The sequence below is a fragment of the Marivita sp. genome (assembly GCF_048006345.1).
GTDB lineage: Bacteria > Pseudomonadota > Alphaproteobacteria > Rhodobacterales > Rhodobacteraceae > Marivita.
This window is the reverse complement of sequence record NZ_CP180351.1, coordinates 3,652,853-3,675,290: the sequence shown is the minus strand read 5'-3', so window position 1 is coordinate 3,675,290 and position 22,438 is coordinate 3,652,853. Positions and strand designations below refer to the sequence as shown.

Below are 22,438 nucleotides of genomic sequence, written 5' to 3'. Positions count from 1 at the left end.
ATACATGATTATCGAACACCCCCTTCTGGGTCCGCGCGATGCTGCCGAGTTCACTTACCTTGGCGACGCAAGGTTGATCGACCGCCCGGACTGGCAGTCGGAAAACGCCGCGCAGGAATTCTTTGAATACGGCTACCTTCGGGACAACCCGGCTGGGTGGCATCAGGAATTGTGGTTCCACGAAGCAGGCGACCGCTCGTGGCTCGTGGTCACACGCAACACACTCACACACGAGATTTCCAAAGTCGAACTGGCCCGGGATGTGGCACGTTCGCGGGGACGCAGCAAATGACCCAGAAAAACCGGATCGCGACGGGCGGACAGATCGACCGCAGTCGCACCCACAGCTTTACCTTCGATGGTGTCGCCTACCGAGGCCATCCCGGGGATACGCTGGCCTCTGCCCTGCTGGCAAACGGCGTTCGCCTGATGGGACGTTCATTCAAGTACCACAGACCCCGAGGCCCGCTGACCGCCGGTTCCGAAGAACCCAACGCGTTGGTCGAATTGCGCGAAGGTGCGCGTCAGGAGCCCAACACACGCGCCACCACAACAGAGCTTTTTGACGGGCTGTTCGCCAAAAGCCAGAACCGTTTGGGGTCTCTGAAATTCGATCTTTTGTCGATCAATGATCGCTTGTCGAACTTCCTCACAGCTGGCTTCTACTACAAGACATTCATGTGGCCCGCCGCGTTCTGGGAAAAACTCTATGAGCCGCTGATCCGCCATGCGGCCGGCCTTGGATCATTGTCGTTGAAGGACGATCCGGATGTCTATGACAAAGGCTTCCTGCATTGTGATCTGTTGATCGTTGGCGCTGGTCCTGCAGGGCTGGCCGCCGCATTGACTGCCGGACGGGCCGGGGTCGACGTGATCCTTGCCGATGAGGATTTCCGCATGGGCGGACGCCTCAACAGCGAGACGTTTACGCTGGGCGATGCCAGCGGCGCGGACTGGGCCAATGGGGTGGTCGCCGAACTGGAAAGCCTGCCCAATGTCCGTCTCATGGCGCGCACCACGGTGATCGGTGCTTTCGATCACGGCATTTACGGCGCGGTCGAACGGGTCAGCGATCATGTCCACACCCCCGATGCGGGTAAACCACGCCAAATCCTATGGCGCATTTACACAAAGCGGACGGTACTGGCCGCAGGCGCGACGGAACGGCCAATCGCGTTTGAAAACAACGACCGGCCCGGCATCATGCTGGCCTCAGCGATACGGACTTATGCCAACAGGTTCTCGGTTGCCGCGGACAAGCGTGTTGCCATTTTCACCAACAACGATGACGGGCACCGGACGGCGGCGGACTTGCATGCCAAAGGTATCAAGATCGCGGCCGTTATCGATGTGCGCCCCGATGCACCCAAGAGCACCGATTACGAGGTAATTGAGGGTCAAGTCATTGATACAAAAGGCCGTCTTGGGCTGACCTCAATTGAGGTCAAGCTCGCAAATGGATCAACGCGCAGGTTGGACTGTGGCGCGGTGGGTATGTCCGGCGGTTGGAACCCCAATGTGCATCTGACGTGCCACCAGCGAGGTCGTCCGGTCTGGAACGAGGCGCTCGCAGCTTTTGTGCCGGGTGATCACCTGCCTGCTGGAATGACAGTGGCAGGCGCAGCATCCGGCGAGATGTCGACCGCCGGTGCATTGCGAAGCGGCGCCCACGCGGCGATGTCGGCACTTGATCTTAAGGGGGACATCCCAAGCTTCCCGAAGGCCGAAGATGCGCCCGTCAATCTCAAACCGTTCTGGTATGTCGAAGGGTGTTCCCGAGCATGGCTTGACCAGCAAAACGATGTGACCGTCAAGGATGTCAAACTCAGCCATCAGGAAGGCTTCAGGTCCGTCGAACACCTGAAACGCTATACCACGCTGGGCATGGCAACCGATCAGGGCAAGACGTCGAACATGGGTGGCCTCGCCATCATGGCCGAACTGGCTGGCAAGACGATTCCCGAAGTCGGCACGACGATCTTTCGTCCGCCCTACACACCGACGGCAATCGGCGTGTTCGGTGGCCGCCATCGCGGTCAGGACTTCCACCCCAAACGGCTGACGCCCAGCCACCATTGGGCCAAGGAACAAGGCGCGGTGTTTGTCGAAGTCGGCAACTGGCTGCGCGCACAATGGTTTCCGCGCGCGGGCGAAACAACTTGGCGGCAAAGCGTGGACCGTGAGGTGCTGGCAACGCGCGGGTCTGTGGGCGTTTGTGACGTCACAACGCTGGGCAAAGTAGGCGTTCAAGGCACGGACGCGGCGGAGTTCCTCAACAAAATCTATTGCAATGCTTTTGCCAAACTCGAAGTCGGCAAGACCCGCTATGGCTTGATGCTGCGCGAAGACGGCATTGCCAAGGACGACGGCACGGCGGCACGGCTAGCCGAGGATCATTTCGTTGTGACCACGACAACCGCAAATGCCCTACCCGTGTACCGCCATATGGAATTCGTCCGTCAGTGTCTGTTCCCTGACATGGACGTGCAACTTATCTCGACGACCGAGGCATGGGCGCAATATTCCGTCGCAGGCCCGAACAGTCGGCGGGTTCTCGAAAAGATCGTGGATCAGGACATCTCGAACGAAGCGTTCCCCTTCATGGCCTGTGCAAACATCACCGTTTGCGGGGGATTGAGGGCGCGGTTGTTCCGTATCTCGTTCAGCGGTGAATTGGCCTATGAGATCGCCGTTCCGACCGCCTATGGCGATGCACTGATCCGCAAGATCATGGAAGCCGGTGCCGAATACGATATCACGCCCTACGGCACCGAGGCCTTGGGCGTCATGCGCATCGAGAAAGGTCACGCGGCCGGCAATGAATTGAACGGCACAACGACCGCCCAGAACCTTGGGATGGGGCGGATGGTGTCCAAGAAAAAGGACAGCATCGGGTCCATTCTTTCGGAACGCGAGGGCCTGAACAGGGATGATGATCTGCGACAAGTCGGGATCAAACCCGTTGATCCCAAAGCCTCGGTGCCTGCTGGCTCACACCTAATGTCCCTCACAGGGCCGGTGGATGCCGCACACGATCAGGGCTACGTCACCTCGGCCTGCTATTCCCCATGCCTCGGGCATGCCATCGCGTTGGGTTTCCTGAAGAACGGGTCCGAACGCATGGGTGAACGGATGCGACTGGTCAGCCCGTTGACCAAAGTGGAAACGGAAGTGGAAATCGTGAGTCCACACTTTATCGACCCCGAAGGAGAACGACTTCGTGCATGATCTGAAAACCATCACGGCGCTTGGGGGTTCCGAGCCGCGCGTTGATACGTTCCACCATATTTCGATTTCGGAAAACGATGATCTTGCGTTGGCGTCTGTGGCCGCACGGCTTGGGTCAGAGGATGCATGTCACAAGAATATGCAGGACTTGCTTGGGGCGGTGCCGGGTCCGGGTGAGGCGGTGCTGCGCGAGCCCGAGTCCGGTTTCTGGATGGGACCTGAGCAATGGATGATCGCAGCTCCGAGGCAAACGCATGAGCTCTTGGCGGACGATCTCAAAACCCGGTTTGGGGGCTGTGCCTCGGTGACTGAACAATCCGGGGCGTGGGTCTGTTTTGACTTGGTTGGACCGGGACTGGCAGATGTGACAGAGCGCCTGTGCGCCGTTCCGATCCGCAAGATGCAGGCCGGAGATGCACGACGTACCATGATTCACCAATTGGGGTGCTTCGTGATCCGCCTAGCTGATCCGCATCACCTGCGTATTCTTGGACCCCGCGCTTCTGCCGGATCATTGCACCATGCTTTGATGACAGCAGCCCAATCGACCGCTTAAGCCAAAGGCGCAACCCGGTTGTTGCTGGCGCGGAACATATTGACCTTCTTGCGGTCGTCCTTGGGATGAATGCCGAAAACTTCGGTGTAGTTCTTGATCAGCGTAAAGGAAGACGCATACCCGACGGCCGTGGACACTTCGGATATTGTGTAATTGCCGTATAGCAGCAGCTGTCGCGCTTTGTGCATGCGCAAAGATCGGTAGTAGACAAGCGGGGTTCTGCCTGTGGTGTTCTGAAACACACGTTCCAACTGGCGCACCGACACGCCCACCTCTCGTGCAACGTCGGTGATATTCAGTGGGTCTTCAAGGTGATCCGAGAACATCGCAATCGCATCACGCACCATGCGCGGCAGCATGTCATTCGTGCTTTCCGCGGCGAAGGTCGGTTTGCGTTGCGGAACCCCCTGCCCACGCATCATGGGATGCTGAAACCAGCACGCCACTTCGGTCGCCACACCCGAACCGACGGCCTTTTCGATCAGATGCAGGGACAGGTCAAACGCGGCGGCTGCCCCCGACGCGGTCAACCGTCGTGCGTCGATGCTGATTACATCCGAAGAAGGCGTGAAGTCGGGGAATTCTTCTGCAAAGGCCGCAGCATAACACCAATGAACCGACGCGGCGTGTCCATCCAGCAAACCCGATCGCGCAAGAGGAAACACGCCGCCACTTATCGCTCCGATCGTCGTTCCGTGACGGGCCAATTTGCGGAGTTTCCCATTCGAATTCTGACGGTCCTTGAAATGTGACGACGGATCGCTGAGCAGGTAGAGCTGATCCAGCGTTTCGACATTTGCGAGCGCCATATGAGGGTCGAATCCGACGCGTGCGCTCGCCTCAACCCGGTTTCCATCCTCCGAGATAAGGGACCACGCAAATATCTCGCGCCCCACGATCTCGTTCGCGGCGCGGAGCGGCTCGATCATCGAGGTCAGGCAGGCCATAGGAAATCCCGGAAAGATCAGAAATCCTATGTGGATGTTTTCATCTGAGTGCATAAGTTTATACTATCGGGAAAGACTCGTGCCACAATATCGATCAAGTTGATCAAATGTCACGCTGTCTGTAGAGCAGATCTGAAAATTTTGGGTGTCGCGATGAATAAACAAGCTGGCGGAATGTCCGCAACGAATACTGCTCTGCACCAGGATCCTCACCGTGTTGTCGATAACCGGGAAAAGGTGCTGGAGGTGGCAATCGGACGCGAAGTCCGCGCTTACCGCCGCAAGCAAGAAGTCACCGTTTCGGAACTTTCGGCGACGACAGGAATATCCATCGGGATGCTGTCCAAGATCGAGAACGGGAACACGTCGCCGTCACTGACCACCCTGCAAAGCCTTGCCCATGCCTTGAATGTTCCCCTGACGGCTTTCTTCCGGGGATTTGAAGAATCCCGCACTGCCGTGCACACCAAAGCCGGTGAAGGCGTGGAGCTTGAGCGCGCTGGGACACGGGCAAACCACCAGTACAATCTGCTTGGACATATCGGTGCCAATTCAAGCGGTGTGATCGTAGAGCCTTATTTGATCACCCTGTCAGACGAAGCCGACGTGTTCCCGACGTTTCAGCACGCCGGGATCGAGACAATCTATATGCTGGAAGGCGAAGTGGATTATCGCCACGGCGACAACATCTATAGCTTACGCCCCGGTGACACGCTGTTCTTTGACGCCGATGCTCCGCATGGGCCAGAGAACCTTGTCAAACTGCCCGCACGGTACCTTTCCATCATCAGTTATCCGCAAGAAACATAAGTCCAAGACACGCACCCGAGGCCCTTTTCTCATGTGCACTCGGGCATATTTTGCGTCTCACTTCTGCAACGGTGGCTCTGTCTCAAGGTCCGGCCAAATCCCCGGCGATGTTGGCAAGCCGTCATCAAAGTTCTTGAGATAGTCGAGCATCATCGGACGGTTGTTGATGAACCCCTTGTAGGTCGCCAATTCAACCGGCAAATCCCGCACCACACGGTGCAATCTGCGGCCCCATTTCGGGACAGTCATCAGATCCTGAAAACTGCACAGGTAGCAGCGGATCGGGAAGACAAGCGCGTTTGAACGCGGCAAGCGGAAGAACGTCTGCAATTCGACACGCAGATGTTGCTTCGCGCCAATGTTTTCGGGTGTCAGGGTCGTCTTTTGGATGCCCCATTTGTGATAGTTTTCCGGGCTTGTGTCCAAAAGCGGGTTCACCGTCATCGTCCAGTTCAGGCGCCGTGCAGGCGCGCCCTGCTGGATGTTCAACAGGAACTTCAACGCGCGGACAAAGATGCCTTTTTCATGGGCCAGCGGAACAGGCGCGTGCCATTCGAAAAAGTTCATACCAATGTCGAAATCAAGCGACCAGTCCGCCTGTGTGGTGACCATGCCCGCGTCCATCCACAGGTTGTCATCACGCTGGTCAAGAACGGCAAAGTCACCCTGCGCCTGACGGGTGATGTATTCCATCGGGCCATAGGGCAGTGTGGCGTCGTCGAGGAAAGTAAACGTGTCGTCGATCCCCAGGGGCTTGTTGATCCACCGCCATGTATTGCCGTCGCGATGCAGTTCGAACAGATCAGGATAGTCCTCGGACTTGGACACCATGATCAGTTCCAGCAAATCCCATCCCGCGAGGGTCATGTGCGGCAAAGACTGGCAGCGCAGTGGGTCCTCGGCCAGCACGATTGCGCGATCCCGCATCTCGGAGATGTAGTGTTCGTCTACATCAAACCGCTTTTCGTAGACGGAGTCTTTCGGGCCGCCACGGTGCTGTTCCATGTTGACCGAATACATGTAGCTGTCTTCGTGAAACGGGAACGGGAACCGTTTGATCGCCCGCTCGGAGTTGCAGAAGGAATAATCGTCACGGAAGGATTCTTCGTTGAATTGAATGGTCATGTCAGCGGTCCAGTACCAGGGTTTTTCCTTCAAAGCGGCTCACGCACGGCATGATCTTTTGGCCGCTTGCGTGCTCTGCGTCATCCAGCCAGTGATCGCGGTGAATGAAGGTGCCAGAGTAGTCGATCACATTCGTTTCGCATTGTCCGCAGGCACCGCCACGACACAGATACGGCGCATCGACACCGGCGCGTTCGATCGCTTCCAGCAGGCTTTCGTGTTCGCCCACCGAAATAACCTTGTTTGAGACAGCAAGCTTGACTTCGAAGGGTTTGCCGGGCTGCGGCGCAAGGAATTCTTCGTAATGGATCGCTTCGCGCGGCCACCCTTCGGCGGCGGCGGTCTTACGAACCCATTCGATCATCCCTTTGGGTCCGCATACATACACATGCGTTCCCAAGGGCTGTCCGTCCAGAAGTCTGACCAGATCAATCACTTGTTTCTGATCGTCGTAGTAAATGTGTGTCTCGTTCGGGTGTTGGCTGGTCAGTTCATCCACATAGGACCCAAGGCTTTGGGTGCGGCAGGCGTAGTGAAGTTCCCAATGTCCATTAAAGCGCTCAAGCTGTTTGATCTGCGCCAGAAACGGCGTGATGCCGATGCCGCCCGCCAGAAAGAGGTGCTTTTTGGCGCGCAGATCAAGGCTGAACAGATTGACCGGGTAAGAGATGACCATCTCGTCCCCGATGGCAACCTTGGTGTGCATGAAGAGCGACCCGCCGCGCCCCTGATCGTCGCGACGCACGGAAATCGTGTAGGCCGTCTGGTCCATCGGATCGGACATGAGCGAATAGGGGTTCAGTCGGGTGATTTCGCCATCGCGCATTTCAACAACGGTGTGGGCGCCGCCGGAAAAGGTTGGCAACAAGCCGCCATCAGTGCGTTTGAATTCAAACCGCGTGACAAGCTCGTTCACCGGTACGATATCCGTGACTGTGACGGCGATTTTTTCGGCACCGCTCATTCGTATATCCCCTTCGGTTCTGGCACATTTCCCGGGTCTTCCGCGTCAACGCGAACGCCCTGATAGGCGGCTAGTCGACGTGAATAATGGTCACGCACAAACAGGTTCAGGCCACAGTGGCTGCACACAAAGGGATCGGTTTCCACATCTTCGGTGATGCCTTTGCAATGCACGCACTGCATCCGACGCGCAACGCTGCCGCGATGTTCGGTCTGTATAGCGGTGTGTGGGATGCCGGCCGCCATGGCCGCATTCATCGCCTGCCCCATGAGGCCCTCTGTGCCGGTCAGATAGACCTGCAAGCCCATGCGGGCATCAGCCAAGGCTTTGCGCAGGCGTGGTTCTGCTGCGGAATAGCTAGGCCCGGAGTAAAACAAGGCGGGTTTCAACGCGCGCAGTTTGTCTTCGAAATGCTCGCCTTTGGGGATGTAGATAATATGCGCCTTGGCCATCATTTCAGGCGTGGCCACATCCAGAATTGCCTCGGCCCCATGCGCGTCCGCGACCAGCAGATGCGCCGAGCCGTCGCGGGCTTCGAGCGTACCATAGATCGGGCGGCTTTTGATACTTTGGGGAAATGTGAATTTCGTCATCTTTACCCTTTTGAATGCAGGCAGGTGCAGGCTTTCGCCTGCACCCGACCCGTTCAACCCTTTGCAGTGCGGATTGATTTGTCCTTATCATAGAACGGCATTTCTTCCGCTGTCGCGGCAAGCTTTGTTCCGTCAGGCTGCACCACGGTCAAGACCGTCCCCGGCTTGGCCACCGAAGGATCAAGGCGCGCAATGGCAACAGAATACCCATTCAGTTCAGATGACAGGCCATAGGTGATCACGCCGACGTCTTTGCCATCATGGTGCACACGGGCGTGCATTTCCATTCGGTCCATTGCATCGCCAGACAGCTTCACACCGTAGATTTTGAACCGCTCTTTGCCCTTCAGTGCATAATGGTTCTCGGCACCGACAAATCCTTTCTTGCCGGGAGACACGGTGAAATCGAGACCCAGTTCCCATAGCGTATCGCCGCATGGTTCGTTCTCGAACGGGAAGGTTTCCGAGTTATCGCCGGGATAGAACAGCAGATAGCTTTCGATCCGGAGCATATCGAGCGTCGAGAACTGCACAGGGCGAACGCCCATATCCTTACCCGCGTCCAGAATGCTGTCCCACAGATGAACGGCGTCCTTGGCGCGACAGAAAATCTCGTATCCGCGCTCACCGGTGTATCCCGTCCGCGAGATCATGACATCGCTCCCGTAAAGCCGCGTCTGCATCATGCCGAAATAGGCCAGATCGCGGATGCCGGGGATTTCCTTGGCCAGCAGGTCGACCGACACAGGTCCCTGCAACGACATATCATGCAGGTCATCATCAAACAGGATCTCGCAGCTCTTTCCGGCTGCGGCAGCGGCAAGCTGTTCCATCCCCATGCCTGTGCCATGGACCACCATCCAGGAATTGACCGCGATATGGTAGATGATGCAGTCATCGACGAACTTGCCCTCCGAATTCAGGATCGAGGCATAGGTCGACCGGCCTGGTGCGATCTTCTCGACATCGCGCGTGGTCACGCGATCAATCACGTAAGCTGCATCCGCGCCCACGACGTGGACCTTTTTCAGGCCGGACACGTCCATCAGGCCGGCTTTGGTTCGGACCGCTTCGTAATCTGCTTTGGCGCGCTCCGGTGTGTGGTCATAGAACCACGCCGTTCCCATGCCGTTCCAGTCCTCCAGCTCGCCGCCGATCTCCGCATGACGATGTGCAAGCGCTGAGGCTCTCCAAAGAATAGCCATACTGTTCCCCTGTCTTCGACTCTGTTTTCGTTACGGCACATTGAGCCTTAGCTTGGTTCAAAAAGCAACAATCGCATGCAACTTTTTTTCCTAGCAGGCAATTCAAACGAAAAGGGGCCGCCCAATTAGGCAGCCCCAATCTCGCAAGGCATTTGAGCCTATTTGTCGAAGGTTTTGGCCTTCGCCGTTTCAGACCGCTGGCCGATCACCAGAACCGCAACGCAAATGATTGCTGCGATCAAGGTTGCCAGCCCGGGCAGGGCCCCGCCCCACCCCATGAACATGGCGCCATCGACGACGTCCCACGTGGCTTGATCATATGGAAACATGATGTTCTCCTTTGAATGTCATTATTCTGCGGGATGTGCAGGTGTCACAGGCGCGTTGGTGCCCCATTCCGGATAGCCTGCCGCCGGAACCTTCACGAGGTCCATGCCAGCCCGTTCGGCCCCTTCGCGGACGCGCAGCAACCCAAACATCTTGAGGATGAACGAGCATACATACCCCGGGACAAAACCAAGCAGGAAGAAGACGACGGCACCGATCAGCTGGCCCACAAAGGAAATCGTCGGAGCTTCGCCAGCTGCACCCTGCAGAGCTGGGAAACCAGAGCCCCAGATGCCCAGCATCACGACACCGTAGAGGCCGATTGTGCCGTGAACCGTAACTGCGCCAACCGCATCATCGATCCCGCGGTTTTCCAACCAATCGGCACATGGCTTGAGGATGACACCAGCCGAGAACGCGATGATGAAGGCAAGTGCGGGATAGTAGATATCAAGCCCCGACGCGGTCGAGATGATCCCGGCCAAGGCGCCGGACATCATCCAGAATGGATCACGTGTCATGACCCAAGACCCGATGATGCCGCCTGCAACCGCCATCAGGATGTTGAAGGACAGGGCGGACAGAGTGATCGGCGTGCCGTAGATCGTCGACGGCTTGTCGCCGAACCATGACCATGCTTCACCCGGAACGATCACGCAGGCCATAAGGAAGCCCCAGAAGCCCACGATGATCAGCATCAGGCCAACAACCGTCAGCGGCATGTTGTGCCCCGGAATGTGATTTGCCGTGCCATCCGCATTGAACTTGCCAATCCGCGGTCCGAGGTTGATCAACACGCCAAGCGCGAAGAACCCGGCAACGGCGTGGACCAGACCCGCAGCGCCAAAGTCGTGGACGCCCCACTGGGTGACCAGCCAACCGTCTGCGTGCCAACCCCACGCCGCGGCGACGACCCAGGCAAACGATCCCAGAACAATCGCGAGGATGATAAAGCCGATGGTCTGGATACGCTCAATGACCGCACCTGACATGATCGAAGCAGTCGTGGCTGCAAATAGGGCAAACGCCCCGAAGAAGACGCCTGACGCCTGATCCGCGATGTTCGGTCCCATATACTGGGCGCTGTCACCCCAGCCCCAGGCGATTGCATTGGCGTATTCGACGCCGGATATTCCCGCAGGCCCCGGAGCGCCCGGCAGACCTGTGGGGAAACCCCAGTAGACCCACCAGCCAAAGAAATAGAAAGTCGGGATGACAAAGGCGAACGCCAGGATGTTCTTAACGCCCGATGACAGCACGTTCTTGAGCCGCGATGCCCCCATCTCATAAGCAAGAAATCCCGCATGGATGAGGATCATCAGCGGGATTGTGATGTAATAGAAGGTTTCGGCGAACATGGTGTTCGTGACGGCGGCGCCGCCCCCTGCCGCCTCTAGTTCCGCCACCTTGGCAGCAAGTTCAGCGAGTTGTTCTTCCACGGTTTTTCGTCCTCCGAGTCGGATTGGTTTCTTGTTTTTCGTGTGCCCTACGTGTGTGTGTTGCCGGAAATGAAGCACAAAATGTCGATTTCACCTAGAGTTTTTTACCCGTTAAGAAAAAAAGTTTCCTGATGGTTGAGTTTTGGAAATTTGGTGGTAGCGTCGAGCGCAATCGCTGGCCAAAAAAACGCCAGAACTTAAGTCGGGAGCTTTCGAATGTGCGGAATTGTAGGTCTTTTTCTGAAGGACAGGTCTCTTGAACCACGCTTGGGCGAGATGCTCACAGCGATGTTGATCACGATGACGGACAGGGGTCCAGACAGCGCCGGTATCGCGATATATGGCGGGGAAACGCCCGGCCGTAGCAAGATGACGGTCCAGTCGGATGATCCTGACACGGCGTTTTCCGATCTCGGCGCAAAGCTGCAGGATGCAGCTGGCGGGCCAGTCAACGTTACTGTCAAAAGCACACATGCCGTTCTCGATATACCCGCCGGATCAACGGCTAAGGTGCGTGCTGCTCTGAACGAAATGGGCATCCGCGTGATGAGTTTTGGCGACAGTCTCGAAATCTACAAAGAAGTCGGTCTGCCCAAAGATGTGGCGGCCCGGTTTGAGCTTGCCAAAATGTCGGGCACACATGGCATCGGACATACGCGTATGGCGACGGAATCGGCTGTCACGACTATGGGCGCTCATCCCTTCAATACGGGCCCGGATCAATGTCTTGTGCACAATGGTTCGTTGTCCAACCACAACTCTCTGCGCCGCAAGCTGCGCCGCGAAGGCATCCATATCGAAACCGAAAACGACACAGAGGTCGGTGCCGCCTACCTCACATGGAAAATGCAGAACGGTGCAACGCTCGGCGAAGCACTGGAAAGCAGCCTTCAGGATCTCGACGGGTTCTTCACCTTTGTTGTCGGAACCAAGGATGGTTTTGGCGTCGTTCGTGATCCGATCGCCTGCAAGCCTGCGGTCATGGCAGAAACCGATCAATATGTGGCATTCGGGTCCGAGTATCGCGCACTGGTAGATCTGCCCGGCATTGAAACCGCACGGGTGTGGGAGCCAGAACCGGCAACTGTCTACTTCTGGAGCCATAACGATACCCCTACCGCCACAGAGAAAGCCGCCTGATGCAAACGATCGACCTATCCAAAGTTGGCCTTCGCGAAACCAACAAGATGCTGCAAGCCCAGTCAGCCGAGACCAATCAGACGTCGTGGGAAATCGTGAATCCCCGCGGGTCGCATGCCATCGCCTGCGGCTTGAATGCACCGATTGAAGTCACCATCAAAGGTTCGACCGGGTACTATTGCGCGGGAATGAACCAGCAGGCGACGGTGAACATTCATGGTTCGGCGGGTCCTGGCACCGGCGAAAACATCATGTCCGGCAAGATCGTGATTGAGGGTGACGCCAGTCAGTATCTCGGCGCGACCGGACAGGGTGGTTTAATCGTGGTCAAGGGCAATGCCTCCTCACGCTGCGGGATCTCCATGAAAGGCGTGAATATCGTCGTGCAAGGAAGCATCGGCCACATGTCCGCCTTCATGGGGCAATCCGGCAACCTTGTGGTTTGCGGCGATGCGGGCGACGCGCTTGGGGACAGCTGTTACGAAGCGCGGTTTTTCGTGCGCGGCAAGGTCAAAAGCCTTGGTGCCGATTGCATAAAGAAAGAAATGCGCGAGGAGCATATCACGTTCCTGCGGGGCCTTCTGGACGAAGCAGGAATTGACGCGGATCCGAGCGAGTTCACGCGCTATGGTTCAGCGCGAAAACTATACAACTTCCATGTCGACAACGCTGGCGCGTATTGAGGATCAACCGAATGAACAATAATGACCCCAAGGGCATCCCCCAGACCACGCCGCGTATGTCCGCGACCTTCACCAGAGACGTGAACAGCGACATCCGTCGCGCGGCTGCTACGGGCATCTACGATATCCGCGGTGGCGGTGCGAAACGCAAACTACCGTCTTTTGACGACTTGCTGTTCATGGGCGCGTCGATCTCGCGGTATCCTCTCGAGGGTTACCGCGAAAAGTGCGAGACCTCTGTAACCATCGGTGGCCTGCACGCCGAAAACCCGATCGAACTGGATATCCCGATCACCATCGCCGGAATGTCCTTCGGTGCGCTGTCCGGCCCGGCGAAAGAAGCACTGGGGCGTGGCGCATCGGCTGCCGGAACGTCGACAACGACGGGTGACGGGGGGATGACACCTGAAGAGCGCACCCATTCGACCAAGCTTGTCTATCAGTATCTGCCGTCTCGCTACGGCATGAACCCCAACGATCTGCGCAAGGCAGATGCTATCGAGATCGTCGTCGGCCAAGGCGCAAAACCCGGCGGCGGCGGCATGCTGTTGGGCCAGAAGATCAGTGATCGGGTGGCCGCAATGCGCAATCTGCCCAAAGGGATCGACCAGCGCTCTGCCTGTCGTCACCCGGACTGGACAGGACCGGATGATCTTGAAATCAAGATCCTCGAACTGCGCGAGATCACGGGTTGGAAAGTGCCGATCTACGTCAAAGTCGCAGGCGCCCGCCCGTATTACGACACGACGCTGGCCGTCAAGGCAGGCGCAGACGCGGTGGTTCTTGACGGGATGCAGGGCGGAACGGCGGCAACGCAGGACGTCTTCATCGAACATGTGGGACAGCCCACGCTGGCGATTGTGCGCCCCGCCGTACAGGCGCTTCAAGATCTCGGCATGCATCGCAAGGTGCAATTGATCCTGTCCGGTGGCATCCGGTCCGGTGCCGATGTCGCCAAAGCAATGGCCCTTGGTGCCGATGCGGTGGCAATCGGAACTGCGGCGCTGATTGCGCTCGGGGACAACGATCCGAAATGGGAAGCCGAGTACAACGCATTGGGCACCACTGCCGGCGCGTACGATGATTGGCACGAAGGCAAAGACCCCGCCGGGATCACGACCCAGGATCCGGAATTGATGGCGCGGTTCGACCCGGTGGAAGGCGGACGCCGCCTGCGCAACTATCTCAAGGTGATGACCCTTGAGGCGCAGACCATCGCGCGGGCCTGCGGCAAGAACCATCTTCACAATCTGGAGCCGGAAGACCTTGTTGCGCTGACCATGGAAGCCGCTGCCATGGCGCAAGTGCCGCTGGCAGGGACGAACTGGTACCCCGGCAAACCCGGCACAACCTACTGACCATAACGAGGGCGCGGCTGAACATCAGACCGCGCCCCGCATTTTTTACGACAGGGAAGAAGACCAATGGCTACAGACCTTGAAAAATTCGCCGAACAGAATGGCGTAAAGTACTTCATGATCTCCTACACCGACCTTTTTGGGGGTCAACGCGCCAAGCTGGTTCCTGCGCGAGCAATTGCCGGCATGCAGAAGGACGGCGCAGGGTTCGCCGGTTTTGCCACATGGCTCGACCTCACCCCGGCACATCCGGATATGCTGGCAGTTCCGGATCCGGAGGCCGCAATTATTCTACCGTGGAACAAGGAAATCGCGTGGGTGCCCTCCACTTGCGTGATGGAGGACAAACCGCTCAAGCAGGCACCGCGCAACGTGTTGTGCCGATTGATCGAGGAAGCTGCAAGCGAAGGCTTGCATGTAAAGACCGGGATCGAAGCCGAGTTTTTCTTGCTGACACCAGATGGTCAGCAAATCTCTGACCAATACGACACAGCAGGTAAGCCTTGCTATGATCAGCAAGCGTTTATGCGGCGCCTCGATGTGATCCGCGAGATTTCGGACCATATGCTCGAATTGGGGTGGAATCCGTATCAGAATGACCACGAGGACGCGAACGGTCAGTGGGAAATGAACTGGGACTTCGACGATGCGCTGCGCACGGCGGACAAGCACTCGTTCTTCAAGTTCATGGCGAAGTGCGTTGCGGAAAAGCACGGCTACCGCGCGACGTTCATGCCCAAGCCGATTGAAGGTCTGACGGGCAACGGGTGCCATGCGCATATCTCGGTCTGGGACGCACCGGGTGCGGCAGCCAAGACCAACGTGTTTGCGGGTGAAGGCTCCGGGCAGACGGGTGAAGTGGGCTTGTCTGAACGCGGCAAGCACTTTCTTGGCGGGATCATGAAGCATGCAAGCGCGCTTGCGGCGATCACAAACCCGACCGTAAACAGCTACAAACGGATCAACGCACCGCGCACCACCTCGGGTGCCACTTGGGCTCCGAATTCCGTCACATGGACAGGGAACAACCGGACCCACATGGTTCGCGTCCCCGGACCCGGCCGGTTTGAACTGCGCCTGCCCGACGGTGCGGCCAACCCATATCTATTGCAGGCGGTTATCATTGCCGCAGGTCTATCGGGCATCCGCTCAAAAGCTGATCCGGGCAAGCGGCACGATATCGACATGTATTCCGAAGGCCACACGGTCACGGATGCGCCGAAACTGCCTTTGAACATGCTCGATGCGCTTCGTGCGTACGACAAGGACGAAGGCCTTAAAGAGGCGATGGGCAAAGAATTCTCGGCCGCTTACCTCAAGTTGAAGCACGAAGAGTGGAACGACTACGCCTCCCACTTCTCGACTTGGGAAAAGGCGAACACGCTGGATATCTAACAAAAAAGGCCTGCGCAGCGATGCCGTGCGCAGGCCAGTCGCCTTCCTTATCGGAGCCAGTTAAATCGGCGCACGATAGACGCGTACCAAAGCAAGGCCGCACCGACGAGGATCGACAAGAGCATTGCAGGCACGAGCCCAACAATACTGAACGTGAACCACGCGGTTACGACGATCCCCGCAAAAGATACCGCAAGGACGGGGAACGCCATCTGACGGCGCATCAACATAAGGATGCACCCGACAGCACCGCCAAAAACCGCAAACGCAAAGGCGATTGTTGCCCATGTCGGTCGTCCCGCGATGATCACCTGGTAGATTTCGGGCATCCGAGCGACGTTTTCCGGGTTTGTTTGCGTGATGAAGTTCAAGCACCCCATCAGATTCCAGACGAGACCCGCCGCAGCGACGATCCAGAAACTGAAATGAGGTTTGTCCTTTGCCATGCGCCTGCCTCTCATTCATTTGACGTCAAGGCTATCTGCAAATTTCGGCCTCTCCAACAGGCGAACTGCACCAAAGTCATTTTACCGAAAAGAAAAATAGTTGACTTATAGTGGTGATTTCATTGCAATGAAGTGACGATGCTTTCACAAAAAGGAACTGTACGATGACCAAGCGAATTGCTGTTTTGGGGGCCGGGCCATCAGGCCTTGCACAGCTGCGCGCGTTTCAGTCAGCACAGGCCAAGGGCGCCGAAATTCCGGAAGTCGTCTGCTTCGAGAAACAAGCCAACTGGGGCGGACTTTGGAACTACACGTGGCGGACAGGTCTGGATCAATACGGGGAGCCGGTCCATGGCTCCATGTATAGGTACCTGTGGTCGAATGGCCCCAAGGAAGGTCTGGAATTCGCTGACTACAGCTTTGAAGAGCATTTCGGAAAGCAGATCGCATCGTATCCGCCCCGAGCCGTCCTTTTCGACTACATTCAGGGGCGCGTAGAAAAAGCAGGTGTGCGCGATTGGATCCGGTTTGAAACGACGGTCCGGTGGGTCGAAAAGACCGATACCGGGTTCAATGTAACGGTCTGCCACCTGCCCGAAGATCACACATACACAGAGCACTTTGACCATGTGATCGTCGCGACGGGCCATTTCAGCACTCCGAATGTGCCCCATTTCGATGGCTTCGACACCTTCAAGGGCCGCGTGCTGCATGCCCATGATTTCCGGGACGCAATGGAATTTGTGGGCAAGGACGTCCTGATCGTCGGTACGTCTTATTCAGCCGAAGACATCGGCTCGCAGCTTTGGAAATACGGCGCCAATAGCATCACTGTCAGCCACCGCACCGCGCCCATGGGCTACAAATGGCCGGACAACTGGAAAGAAGTGCCCCTGCTGACCAAGGTGGACGGCAAGACAGCGCATTTCAAGGACGGAAGCAGCCGGGATGTCGACGCGGTGATCCTGTGTACAGGGTACAAGCACCACTTCCCGTTCCTACCGGACAGTCTGCGTCTCAAGACACCGAACGTTCTGGCCTCGAACGATCTCTACAAAGGCACCACGTACGTACACGAGCCGGACCTGTTCTATCTTGGGATGCAGGACCAGTGGTTCACCTTCAACATGTTCGATGCCCAAGCCTGGTGGGTGCGGGACGTGATCATGGGCCGGATCGCCCTGCCCGATCACGCAACCATGGTGGCCGACGTGGATGCCCGCAAAGCGGCGGAAGCAGCGCTTGAAGATGACTATGCCTGCATCTGGTATCAGGGCGACTACACGAAGGAACTGATCTCAGAAACAGACTACCCCGACTTTGATGTCGAGGGGGCATGCAAGGCGTTCAAGGAATGGAAAGGGCACAAGAAGGCGGACATCATGGGATTCCGCAACAACGCCTACAAATCCGTCATCACGGGAACGATGGCTCCATTGCACCACACCCCTTGGAAGGATGCATTGGACGACAGCCTTGAGGTCTATCTTCAGAACTGAGTTAGTCTGATACCGCAATTCTGAGGAAAACGTAGGTCTCTGACAGGCCCGCCTTGTCCTTGAGCGATACTCCGATCTCCCGGCCTTTCGATTGAAAGGTCTGGAGATCGTAAAAATCTGGGTGGTTCACGTCCTGATCAGCCGTCATGCTGGCTTCGGTCCCAAGACAGTCGGCCACCGTACTGACAAGACGTTCGAAGGCTGCGGTCGCTTCGGGGGCGCGGTATTTAAACGCCCACCCACAATGCACCTGTGATCCTCCAGACAGAACCAATGATCGCGTGCACTTTGTGGACTTCTCGGTGCCCGGAAGGGTCAAAGTGAGATCGGCGTTGCTGGTGCCGAGTGTCAGGGTCTTTTCACACATATCGGCCTCGGCAGCTGACCCAACGGACAGCAAAAAGATCAGCCCTGCCACAAAATGCGGTTTCATCCCGACGCCGCCAAATGGTCTTCCCAATCGGGTACCTTGTTGATCAATACCATCGCAACCCGTTCAAAGGCTGCATTCAGTTTGTCGATATGAGGCCCAGCGTGCGCTTCTTCAGCCAACGCCGTTCGCATACAGATCAGCCAGTTTTCAGCGTCTGCCCGTCGAATTGGCACATGGGCATGCATCAGTTTCACATCCATATGCCCGTGCTTTTCTTGGTAATAGGCCCGACCGCCCATGAACCCGCTCAGGAAATTGAACTGCTCGACGCGGGCATGGGGCACTCCGTGACCCCGGGCGTGCAGGCGTCGCAAATTAGACCCTTCAGGAAGGGTCTCGACCAGATCGTAGAACAACTCGACAAGATCGCGCAGCTTTTGCTCACCACCGATGTCGTCAAGCATGCTCATTCCGCGACCAACGTATTCCCTTCGATCACCTCGAAGGGCGTGGGCGCAACGGTCTTGCTGACCCAAAACCATTGCCCGCCATATTCCATGACGAACCGGCCTTCCCACTCCTCGTCAATGATCCCAATGCTCTGGTATTCATCTCCGTCGACCCGCCACGTTCCTCGCAAAGACGTTCCACCGTCCTGCGCATAGATCGTGGTTCCGTCCGCATCGAAATATTGGCGGTATGCGTGCCCCTCCCAAATCCCGACAGCAGTATTGCCGGATAGCAATATGGCGATCTCATCTCCGCGCAGTTTGACCGATTGTGCCTCGACGGTTCCGGCGAAAACGGCCAGTGCGATGGCAACGCGGATCATGACCGGGGACGCTCCTTGTTGGGATCATACGCGGCAAGCGTTTCAGCAACCCGTGCAGGCAGACGCATCTGGTGTCCGTCCAGTTTTCCGATCTCGACCTCGGTTCCGGGCGCTGCATGTGCTATGTCGATCCGCGCCAAGGCAATGTTCTTGTTCAGCAAGGGCGATCGCATGGACGATGTGACCTCACCGATCTGCGCCCGGCCAATATGGATGCAATCGCCGTGGCTCACATCAACATTGCTGTCGATCTCAAGGCCGACAAGCTTGCGCATCGGATGTTCCTTGCGGCGGATGAGGGCGTCGCGCCCGACAAAATCATCCGTCTTTGACTTCAACGGGCAGGTGAACCCGATACCCGCCTCAAACGGATCCGTCTGATCCGAGAAATCGTAGCCCGCAAAGATCAGCCCAGCTTCAATCCGCACCATGTTGAGCGCTTCAAGCCCCATAGGCGTGAGCCCGTGTTCCTGTCCGGCCTCCCAGATCGCATCGAAGATTTCCTTGCAGTCCTTCGGATGGCAAAAAACCTCATACCCCAGCTCTCCGGTATAGCCGGTGCGGCTCAGAACAAAGGGCGTGCCGGCCTCATTGCGCAAGCGCGCTGGCGTGTGACGGAACCACTCCAGCTGATCGAATTCCGGATTATGCGGCGCGGTCCAGACCAGCTTGCGCAGGAGATCGCGGCTCTTGGGCCCCTGCACGGCGACATTGTGCATCTGGTCGGTCGAAGACCGGACAAGCACCTTGAGGCCGTTCTTTTCGGCCAATTCGCGGAGCCATTCTCCGCCATAATCAGAACCACCGATCCAGCGGAAATTATCCTTGCCCAACCGAAACACGGTGCCGTCGTCGATCATCCCGCCATGTTCGTAGCACATTGCCGTATACACCACGCCGCCCACAGGCAGCGTTTTCATGTTGCGTGTAAACGCATACTGGCACAGTGCTTCGGCGTCAGGGCCTGTAATCTCGAATTTGCGCAGCGGCGACAGATCGAGGATCACGCATTTTTCCCGGCACGCGTGATATTCGGCAATGGGCCCCGCGGCGGCAAAGCAATTGGCCAACCAATAGCCATTGTACTCAACAAAGTTGCGCGTGTGTTTGGCAAAGCTGTCATGGAAACCGGTTTGCTTGGTCATTTTGGCCTCTAAATCTGGTGTGGCACGGATCGCGATGGCCTTTTGAAAGGTTTCCTTGCCGCTGTAGGTGCGTATGTGAATATCGGTCGGGTTCCAGCCATTTGCAGGCGTGGTGTCATCGGGACACGCGCTGGACACACAGACGATATCCGTCAGTGCCCGCAGCAGAACGTAGTCTCCGGGGCGGCTCCAGGGTTCGTCGGCATACATGACGCCGTGATCGTCGAGGAACGTGTTGAAGAAGAAGTTGATCGCCATCCAGCCCGGGCGGCCCGTGACGTTGTATTCCGCAAGCGCCTTGTTGAAATTATCCGAGCAGTTCACATGACCCGGATAGCCAATATCGTCATAATATTTCGCGGTGCACGCCATCGCAAAGGCATCATGGCGCCCGCATGTATCCTGCACCACTTCAACAAGCGGGACCATTTCCTGATCATAGTATTTCGCGTGCAATCCGGGCATGGGATAGGCATGGCCCATCAGCGTGCGCGTCGTCGTGACATCCAGCGCATGCTCAATGCCCTTATCGAGCTTTCGCGCGGAAAAGCATTCAAAATCAGTACATTGCCGCCCATCGACATCAATGATCTGGATGTAGTCACCTGCCTTCACGAAATAGGCCTGTGCCGTCTGGCTGTGGATACGCACGTCACTCAACGGATCCGCGAGCGGGTCTGGCAAAGCGAACCGCGCCTGCGTTTTGAGAGTTGCCCGTTTGATCATGACGGTCAGTGAGGTCGCCGTATCCTGCGTCTCGAAATTCATCACCGGTCCGGGCGCCGCGATGATCACCGTGCCATTTCGAACGGCGGTAAAGCTTGCTTCGGTCTTGGCAAGCGTTGTGCTTTCGAACAGATGAACCGCCTGTGCTGTCCCTATGTCGATACCGCGCGCGTCGAGACCCATGCGCAGCCCACGCAAGGATCGGTCATCCGACGTCAGCAGTGATTTCAGACCGCCCGCAGGCCGCTGAGCTGTCGCGCCAATGATCCCGGCATCCACGCGGCCTTTGCCATCTGCGACAACAATCTCGCAGTGTTGCCCACCTTCATCGTTCACGATTGTCAGCTGATCGCCTGTCTCGATCGGGATGAGAACAGCACCCTGTCCTTCGACGACATATCGCTCTGTACCCGGCGGCAACGAAAACACACGCGGCTTGATGATCGCACTGGGTTTCGGGGGCCCTGGTCGCACACTTGGATAGTCGTCGAGCACTTTGACCCTCCCTGAGATGAGTTGCATGAACGGAATAAATGTTTAACTAAAAGAATACAGGCAATGATAACCACAGCAAACAGATTCGAACCGATGATCACTCATAACATCAGTTTTCTTGGCAGCGTCCCGCTTGTGATCCCAGAGTCGGGGATTTGTCATACGTCGTCAAAAAACTTTGCGCGCTTGCTCGCTTCGTCCTGCGCCTTGGGGACGTGTTGTTTCTGCATGATCCCCGATACATCAATTCACTAGATGAGCGCTCTCGCCCTTGGTCTTGTGGCCGCTCTGTGCTGGGGCTTTCACGACATCTGTGTCCGGTTCCTGAGTCAAAAAACCTCGATCAGTGCGTGTATCTTTACGGTCATCCTTACCGGCCTGATCTTCCACACGATGGCGACAATCAGCACCGGCACGCTGGAAGCCTTGCCCGCGCGCGCCGTCTATCTGTCGATCGGGTCGGGCATCTCTTTCGTCGTCGCAACCTTCGGCCTGTATTACGCCTTCGAAAGAGGACCGGTTAAACTGGTCGCACCGTTGATCGCTGGCTACCCTATCCTGTCTGTGGGCTGGGCCGCAGTGCAGGGACATCCCGTGTCTGCTCTTCAATGGTTTGCCGTTCTGGCAATCGTCGGCGGTGTCTCGTGTGTCGCTGCCCTTTCGGACAAAACCGATCAAGAGACACCGCCCATCGGACCAACCGTGTTGTTCGCGCTGATCGCAGCCGCTGGATTTGCAGGGACCTTCGCTTTTGGACAAGCAGCCGCCGCTATGAGCCACGAAATGCCAAGCACACTGGTGACGCGCGTGACTGCTCTGCTGCTCGTCGTTGGTATTCTCATCCTGTTCAAACAACCCTTCTGGGCGGGACGTAAAGCGCTTCCATGGCTCATCGCCATGGGTCTTGCCGATGGCATCGCATTGATGTGTGTCTTGTCAGCAGGGGCCCTGGAGAACGCGAAATACGCATCCGTGTCCTCGTCCCTGTTCGGAATGCTGACCGTCATTCTGGCCTGGATGTTCCTCAAGGAACGGATGACGGTGGCCCAATGGTCAGGGTGCGCCGTCGCCTTCGCAGGCGTTGGTTTTCTCGCACTCTGAGGCTCCTGATTGCATCGAATCTTCTGTTTGAGATGCTGTGCGCGCTGCCCA

General features: G+C 57.2%; 22 protein-coding genes. 10 read left to right on the top strand and 12 right to left on the bottom strand.

From position 1 onward, the window contains the following. Positions 1 to 4: 4 nt before the first annotated feature. The 3 genes from ACMVPR_RS17915 to ACMVPR_RS17905 are packed head-to-tail and all read left to right on the top strand — an operon-like array spanning position 5 to position 3,784. A complete protein-coding gene (locus ACMVPR_RS17915) occupies positions 5 to 292 on the top strand; it encodes a sarcosine oxidase subunit delta (protein ID WP_292267055.1) in 288 nt (95 codons plus the stop codon). After that, complete coding sequence (locus tag ACMVPR_RS17910) at positions 289 to 3,228, top strand: sarcosine oxidase subunit alpha family protein (RefSeq protein WP_416883970.1); 2,940 nt, start codon at positions 289 to 291, stop codon at positions 3,226 to 3,228. Before ACMVPR_RS17915 ends, ACMVPR_RS17910 begins: the two co-directional genes overlap by 4 nt. Further along, positions 3,221 to 3,784: a sarcosine oxidase subunit gamma gene (locus ACMVPR_RS17905; protein WP_416883969.1), complete on the top strand. Its 564-nt coding sequence runs from the start codon at positions 3,221 to 3,223 to the stop codon at positions 3,782 to 3,784. Before ACMVPR_RS17910 ends, ACMVPR_RS17905 begins: the two co-directional genes overlap by 8 nt. Here ACMVPR_RS17905 and ACMVPR_RS17900 read toward each other — a convergent pair. After that, positions 3,781 to 4,731, bottom strand: a complete 951-nt coding sequence (locus ACMVPR_RS17900; protein ID WP_416883968.1) for a GlxA family transcriptional regulator — start codon at positions 4,729 to 4,731, stop codon at positions 3,781 to 3,783. The genes ACMVPR_RS17905 and ACMVPR_RS17900 overlap by 4 nt on opposite strands. A gap of 174 nt (positions 4,732 to 4,905) precedes the next feature. Between ACMVPR_RS17900 and ACMVPR_RS17895 the strand changes: the two genes are divergently transcribed. After that, positions 4,906 to 5,541: a helix-turn-helix domain-containing protein gene (locus ACMVPR_RS17895; protein ID WP_300585427.1), complete on the top strand. Its 636-nt coding sequence runs from the start codon at positions 4,906 to 4,908 to the stop codon at positions 5,539 to 5,541. Between the two features lie 57 nt (positions 5,542 to 5,598). Here the strand turns inward: ACMVPR_RS17895 and ACMVPR_RS17890 are convergent, their stop codons facing one another. From ACMVPR_RS17890 to ACMVPR_RS17865, 6 genes are all read right to left on the bottom strand, one after another. Beyond that, on the bottom strand, positions 5,599 to 6,666 hold the full coding sequence (locus ACMVPR_RS17890) for a heme-dependent oxidative N-demethylase family protein (RefSeq protein ID WP_416883967.1): 1,068 nt from the start codon (positions 6,664 to 6,666) through the stop codon (positions 5,599 to 5,601). A gap of 1 nt (position 6,667) precedes the next feature. Next, positions 6,668 to 7,630, bottom strand: a complete 963-nt coding sequence (locus tag ACMVPR_RS17885) for a PDR/VanB family oxidoreductase (RefSeq protein WP_416883966.1) — start codon at positions 7,628 to 7,630, stop codon at positions 6,668 to 6,670. Beyond that, the gene (locus ACMVPR_RS17880; protein ID WP_292267065.1) at positions 7,627 to 8,223 is read right to left on the bottom strand and encodes a dimethylamine monooxygenase subunit DmmA family protein; all 597 of its coding nucleotides are present in this window, start codon (positions 8,221 to 8,223) and stop codon (positions 7,627 to 7,629) included. Before ACMVPR_RS17880 ends, ACMVPR_RS17885 begins: the two co-directional genes overlap by 4 nt. Before the next feature lie 53 nt (positions 8,224 to 8,276). Further along, positions 8,277 to 9,428 (bottom strand): aminomethyltransferase family protein, encoded by a 1,152-nt coding sequence (locus ACMVPR_RS17875; protein ID WP_416883965.1) that lies wholly within the window; start codon positions 9,426 to 9,428, stop codon positions 8,277 to 8,279. A 158-nt stretch (positions 9,429 to 9,586) separates the two neighbouring features. Next, the gene (locus ACMVPR_RS17870; protein ID WP_416883964.1) at positions 9,587 to 9,757 is read right to left on the bottom strand and encodes a hypothetical protein; all 171 of its coding nucleotides are present in this window, start codon (positions 9,755 to 9,757) and stop codon (positions 9,587 to 9,589) included. A 21-nt stretch (positions 9,758 to 9,778) separates the two neighbouring features. Beyond that, entirely contained in the window at positions 9,779 to 11,194 is a 1,416-nt protein-coding gene (locus ACMVPR_RS17865) for an ammonium transporter (RefSeq protein WP_416883963.1), read from the bottom strand. Positions 11,195 to 11,410: 216 nt separating this feature from the next. Here ACMVPR_RS17865 and ACMVPR_RS17860 point away from each other — a divergent pair, with 216 nt between their 5' ends. The 4 genes from ACMVPR_RS17860 to glnT all read left to right on the top strand — a co-directional run bounded on the left by ACMVPR_RS17860 (position 11,411) and on the right by glnT (position 15,770). After that, positions 11,411 to 12,334 (top strand): class II glutamine amidotransferase, encoded by a 924-nt coding sequence (locus tag ACMVPR_RS17860; protein WP_416883962.1) that lies wholly within the window; start codon positions 11,411 to 11,413, stop codon positions 12,332 to 12,334. Next, positions 12,334 to 13,017, top strand: coding sequence for a protein GlxC (locus ACMVPR_RS17855; RefSeq protein ID WP_292267078.1), 684 nt, complete (start codon positions 12,334 to 12,336; stop codon positions 13,015 to 13,017). Before ACMVPR_RS17860 ends, ACMVPR_RS17855 begins: the two co-directional genes overlap by 1 nt. A gap of 11 nt (positions 13,018 to 13,028) precedes the next feature. After that, positions 13,029 to 14,375 carry an FMN-binding glutamate synthase family protein gene (locus ACMVPR_RS17850; RefSeq protein WP_292267081.1) on the top strand — a complete coding sequence of 449 codons (1,347 nt, stop codon included), beginning with the start codon at positions 13,029 to 13,031 and terminating at the stop codon, positions 14,373 to 14,375. 66 nt (positions 14,376 to 14,441) lie between these two features. Further along, entirely contained in the window at positions 14,442 to 15,770 is a 1,329-nt protein-coding gene (gene glnT / locus ACMVPR_RS17845) for a type III glutamate--ammonia ligase (RefSeq protein ID WP_416883961.1), read from the top strand. Positions 15,771 to 15,817: 47 nt separating this feature from the next. Here glnT and ACMVPR_RS17840 read toward each other — a convergent pair whose 3' ends face one another. Further along, positions 15,818 to 16,216 carry a hypothetical protein gene (locus tag ACMVPR_RS17840; protein ID WP_416883960.1) on the bottom strand — a complete coding sequence of 133 codons (399 nt, stop codon included), beginning with the start codon at positions 16,214 to 16,216 and terminating at the stop codon, positions 15,818 to 15,820. 164 nt (positions 16,217 to 16,380) lie between these two features. Between ACMVPR_RS17840 and ACMVPR_RS17835 the strand changes: the two genes are divergently transcribed. After that, positions 16,381 to 17,715, top strand: coding sequence for an NAD(P)-binding domain-containing protein (locus ACMVPR_RS17835; protein WP_416883959.1), 1,335 nt, complete (start codon positions 16,381 to 16,383; stop codon positions 17,713 to 17,715). Position 17,716: 1 nt separating this feature from the next. On the opposite strand, the gene ACMVPR_RS17830 is transcribed toward ACMVPR_RS17835, so the two are convergent. Genes ACMVPR_RS17830 through ACMVPR_RS17815 form a run of 4 tightly spaced genes read right to left on the bottom strand, consistent with a single transcriptional unit; the run spans position 17,717 to position 21,286 of the window. Then, positions 17,717 to 18,148: a hypothetical protein gene (locus tag ACMVPR_RS17830; protein ID WP_416883958.1), complete on the bottom strand. Its 432-nt coding sequence runs from the start codon at positions 18,146 to 18,148 to the stop codon at positions 17,717 to 17,719. Further along, positions 18,145 to 18,552, bottom strand: coding sequence for a group II truncated hemoglobin (locus tag ACMVPR_RS17825; RefSeq protein WP_416883957.1), 408 nt, complete (start codon positions 18,550 to 18,552; stop codon positions 18,145 to 18,147). The genes ACMVPR_RS17830 and ACMVPR_RS17825 overlap by 4 nt, the downstream gene beginning before the upstream one ends. 2 nt (positions 18,553 to 18,554) lie before the next feature. Then, positions 18,555 to 18,920, bottom strand: coding sequence for a hypothetical protein (locus ACMVPR_RS17820; protein WP_416883956.1), 366 nt, complete (start codon positions 18,918 to 18,920; stop codon positions 18,555 to 18,557). Beyond that, positions 18,917 to 21,286, bottom strand: a complete 2,370-nt coding sequence (locus ACMVPR_RS17815; RefSeq protein WP_416883955.1) for a DUF1989 domain-containing protein — start codon at positions 21,284 to 21,286, stop codon at positions 18,917 to 18,919. The genes ACMVPR_RS17820 and ACMVPR_RS17815 overlap by 4 nt, the downstream gene beginning before the upstream one ends. 255 nt (positions 21,287 to 21,541) lie before the next feature. Here ACMVPR_RS17815 and ACMVPR_RS17810 point away from each other — a divergent pair, with 255 nt between their 5' ends. Beyond that, on the top strand, positions 21,542 to 22,387 hold the full coding sequence (locus tag ACMVPR_RS17810; RefSeq protein ID WP_416883954.1) for an EamA family transporter: 846 nt from the start codon (positions 21,542 to 21,544) through the stop codon (positions 22,385 to 22,387). The last annotated feature ends 51 nt before the right edge of the window (positions 22,388 to 22,438 follow it).

What these genes read in the sequence shown, in the direction of transcription:
- ACMVPR_RS17915 (WP_292267055.1), top strand. Translation starts at nt 5, where the DNA reads ATGATTATCGAACACCCCCTTCTGGGTCCGCGCGATGCTGCCGAGTTC.
- ACMVPR_RS17910 (WP_416883970.1), top strand. Translation starts at nt 289, where the DNA reads ATGACCCAGAAAAACCGGATCGCGACGGGCGGACAGATCGACCGCAGT.
- ACMVPR_RS17900 (WP_416883968.1), bottom strand. Translation starts at nt 4,731, where the DNA reads ATGGCCTGCCTGACCTCGATGATCGAGCCGCTCCGCGCCGCGAACGAG.
- ACMVPR_RS17895 (WP_300585427.1), top strand. Translation starts at nt 4,906, where the DNA reads ATGTCCGCAACGAATACTGCTCTGCACCAGGATCCTCACCGTGTTGTC.
- ACMVPR_RS17890 (WP_416883967.1), bottom strand. Translation starts at nt 6,666, where the DNA reads ATGACCATTCAATTCAACGAAGAATCCTTCCGTGACGATTATTCCTTC.
- ACMVPR_RS17885 (WP_416883966.1), bottom strand. Translation starts at nt 7,630, where the DNA reads ATGAGCGGTGCCGAAAAAATCGCCGTCACAGTCACGGATATCGTACCG.
- ACMVPR_RS17880 (WP_292267065.1), bottom strand. Translation starts at nt 8,223, where the DNA reads ATGACGAAATTCACATTTCCCCAAAGTATCAAAAGCCGCCCGATCTAT.
- ACMVPR_RS17875 (WP_416883965.1), bottom strand. Translation starts at nt 9,428, where the DNA reads ATGGCTATTCTTTGGAGAGCCTCAGCGCTTGCACATCGTCATGCGGAG.
- ACMVPR_RS17870 (WP_416883964.1), bottom strand. Translation starts at nt 9,757, where the DNA reads ATGTTTCCATATGATCAAGCCACGTGGGACGTCGTCGATGGCGCCATG.
- ACMVPR_RS17860 (WP_416883962.1), top strand. Translation starts at nt 11,411, where the DNA reads ATGTGCGGAATTGTAGGTCTTTTTCTGAAGGACAGGTCTCTTGAACCA.
- ACMVPR_RS17855 (WP_292267078.1), top strand. Translation starts at nt 12,334, where the DNA reads ATGCAAACGATCGACCTATCCAAAGTTGGCCTTCGCGAAACCAACAAG.
- ACMVPR_RS17850 (WP_292267081.1), top strand. Translation starts at nt 13,029, where the DNA reads ATGAACAATAATGACCCCAAGGGCATCCCCCAGACCACGCCGCGTATG.
- glnT (WP_416883961.1), top strand. Translation starts at nt 14,442, where the DNA reads ATGGCTACAGACCTTGAAAAATTCGCCGAACAGAATGGCGTAAAGTAC.
- ACMVPR_RS17840 (WP_416883960.1), bottom strand. Translation starts at nt 16,216, where the DNA reads ATGGCAAAGGACAAACCTCATTTCAGTTTCTGGATCGTCGCTGCGGCG.
- ACMVPR_RS17835 (WP_416883959.1), top strand. Translation starts at nt 16,381, where the DNA reads ATGACCAAGCGAATTGCTGTTTTGGGGGCCGGGCCATCAGGCCTTGCA.
- ACMVPR_RS17830 (WP_416883958.1), bottom strand. Translation starts at nt 18,148, where the DNA reads ATGAAACCGCATTTTGTGGCAGGGCTGATCTTTTTGCTGTCCGTTGGG.
- ACMVPR_RS17825 (WP_416883957.1), bottom strand. Translation starts at nt 18,552, where the DNA reads ATGCTTGACGACATCGGTGGTGAGCAAAAGCTGCGCGATCTTGTCGAG.
- ACMVPR_RS17820 (WP_416883956.1), bottom strand. Translation starts at nt 18,920, where the DNA reads ATGATCCGCGTTGCCATCGCACTGGCCGTTTTCGCCGGAACCGTCGAG.
- ACMVPR_RS17810 (WP_416883954.1), top strand. Translation starts at nt 21,542, where the DNA reads ATGAGCGCTCTCGCCCTTGGTCTTGTGGCCGCTCTGTGCTGGGGCTTT.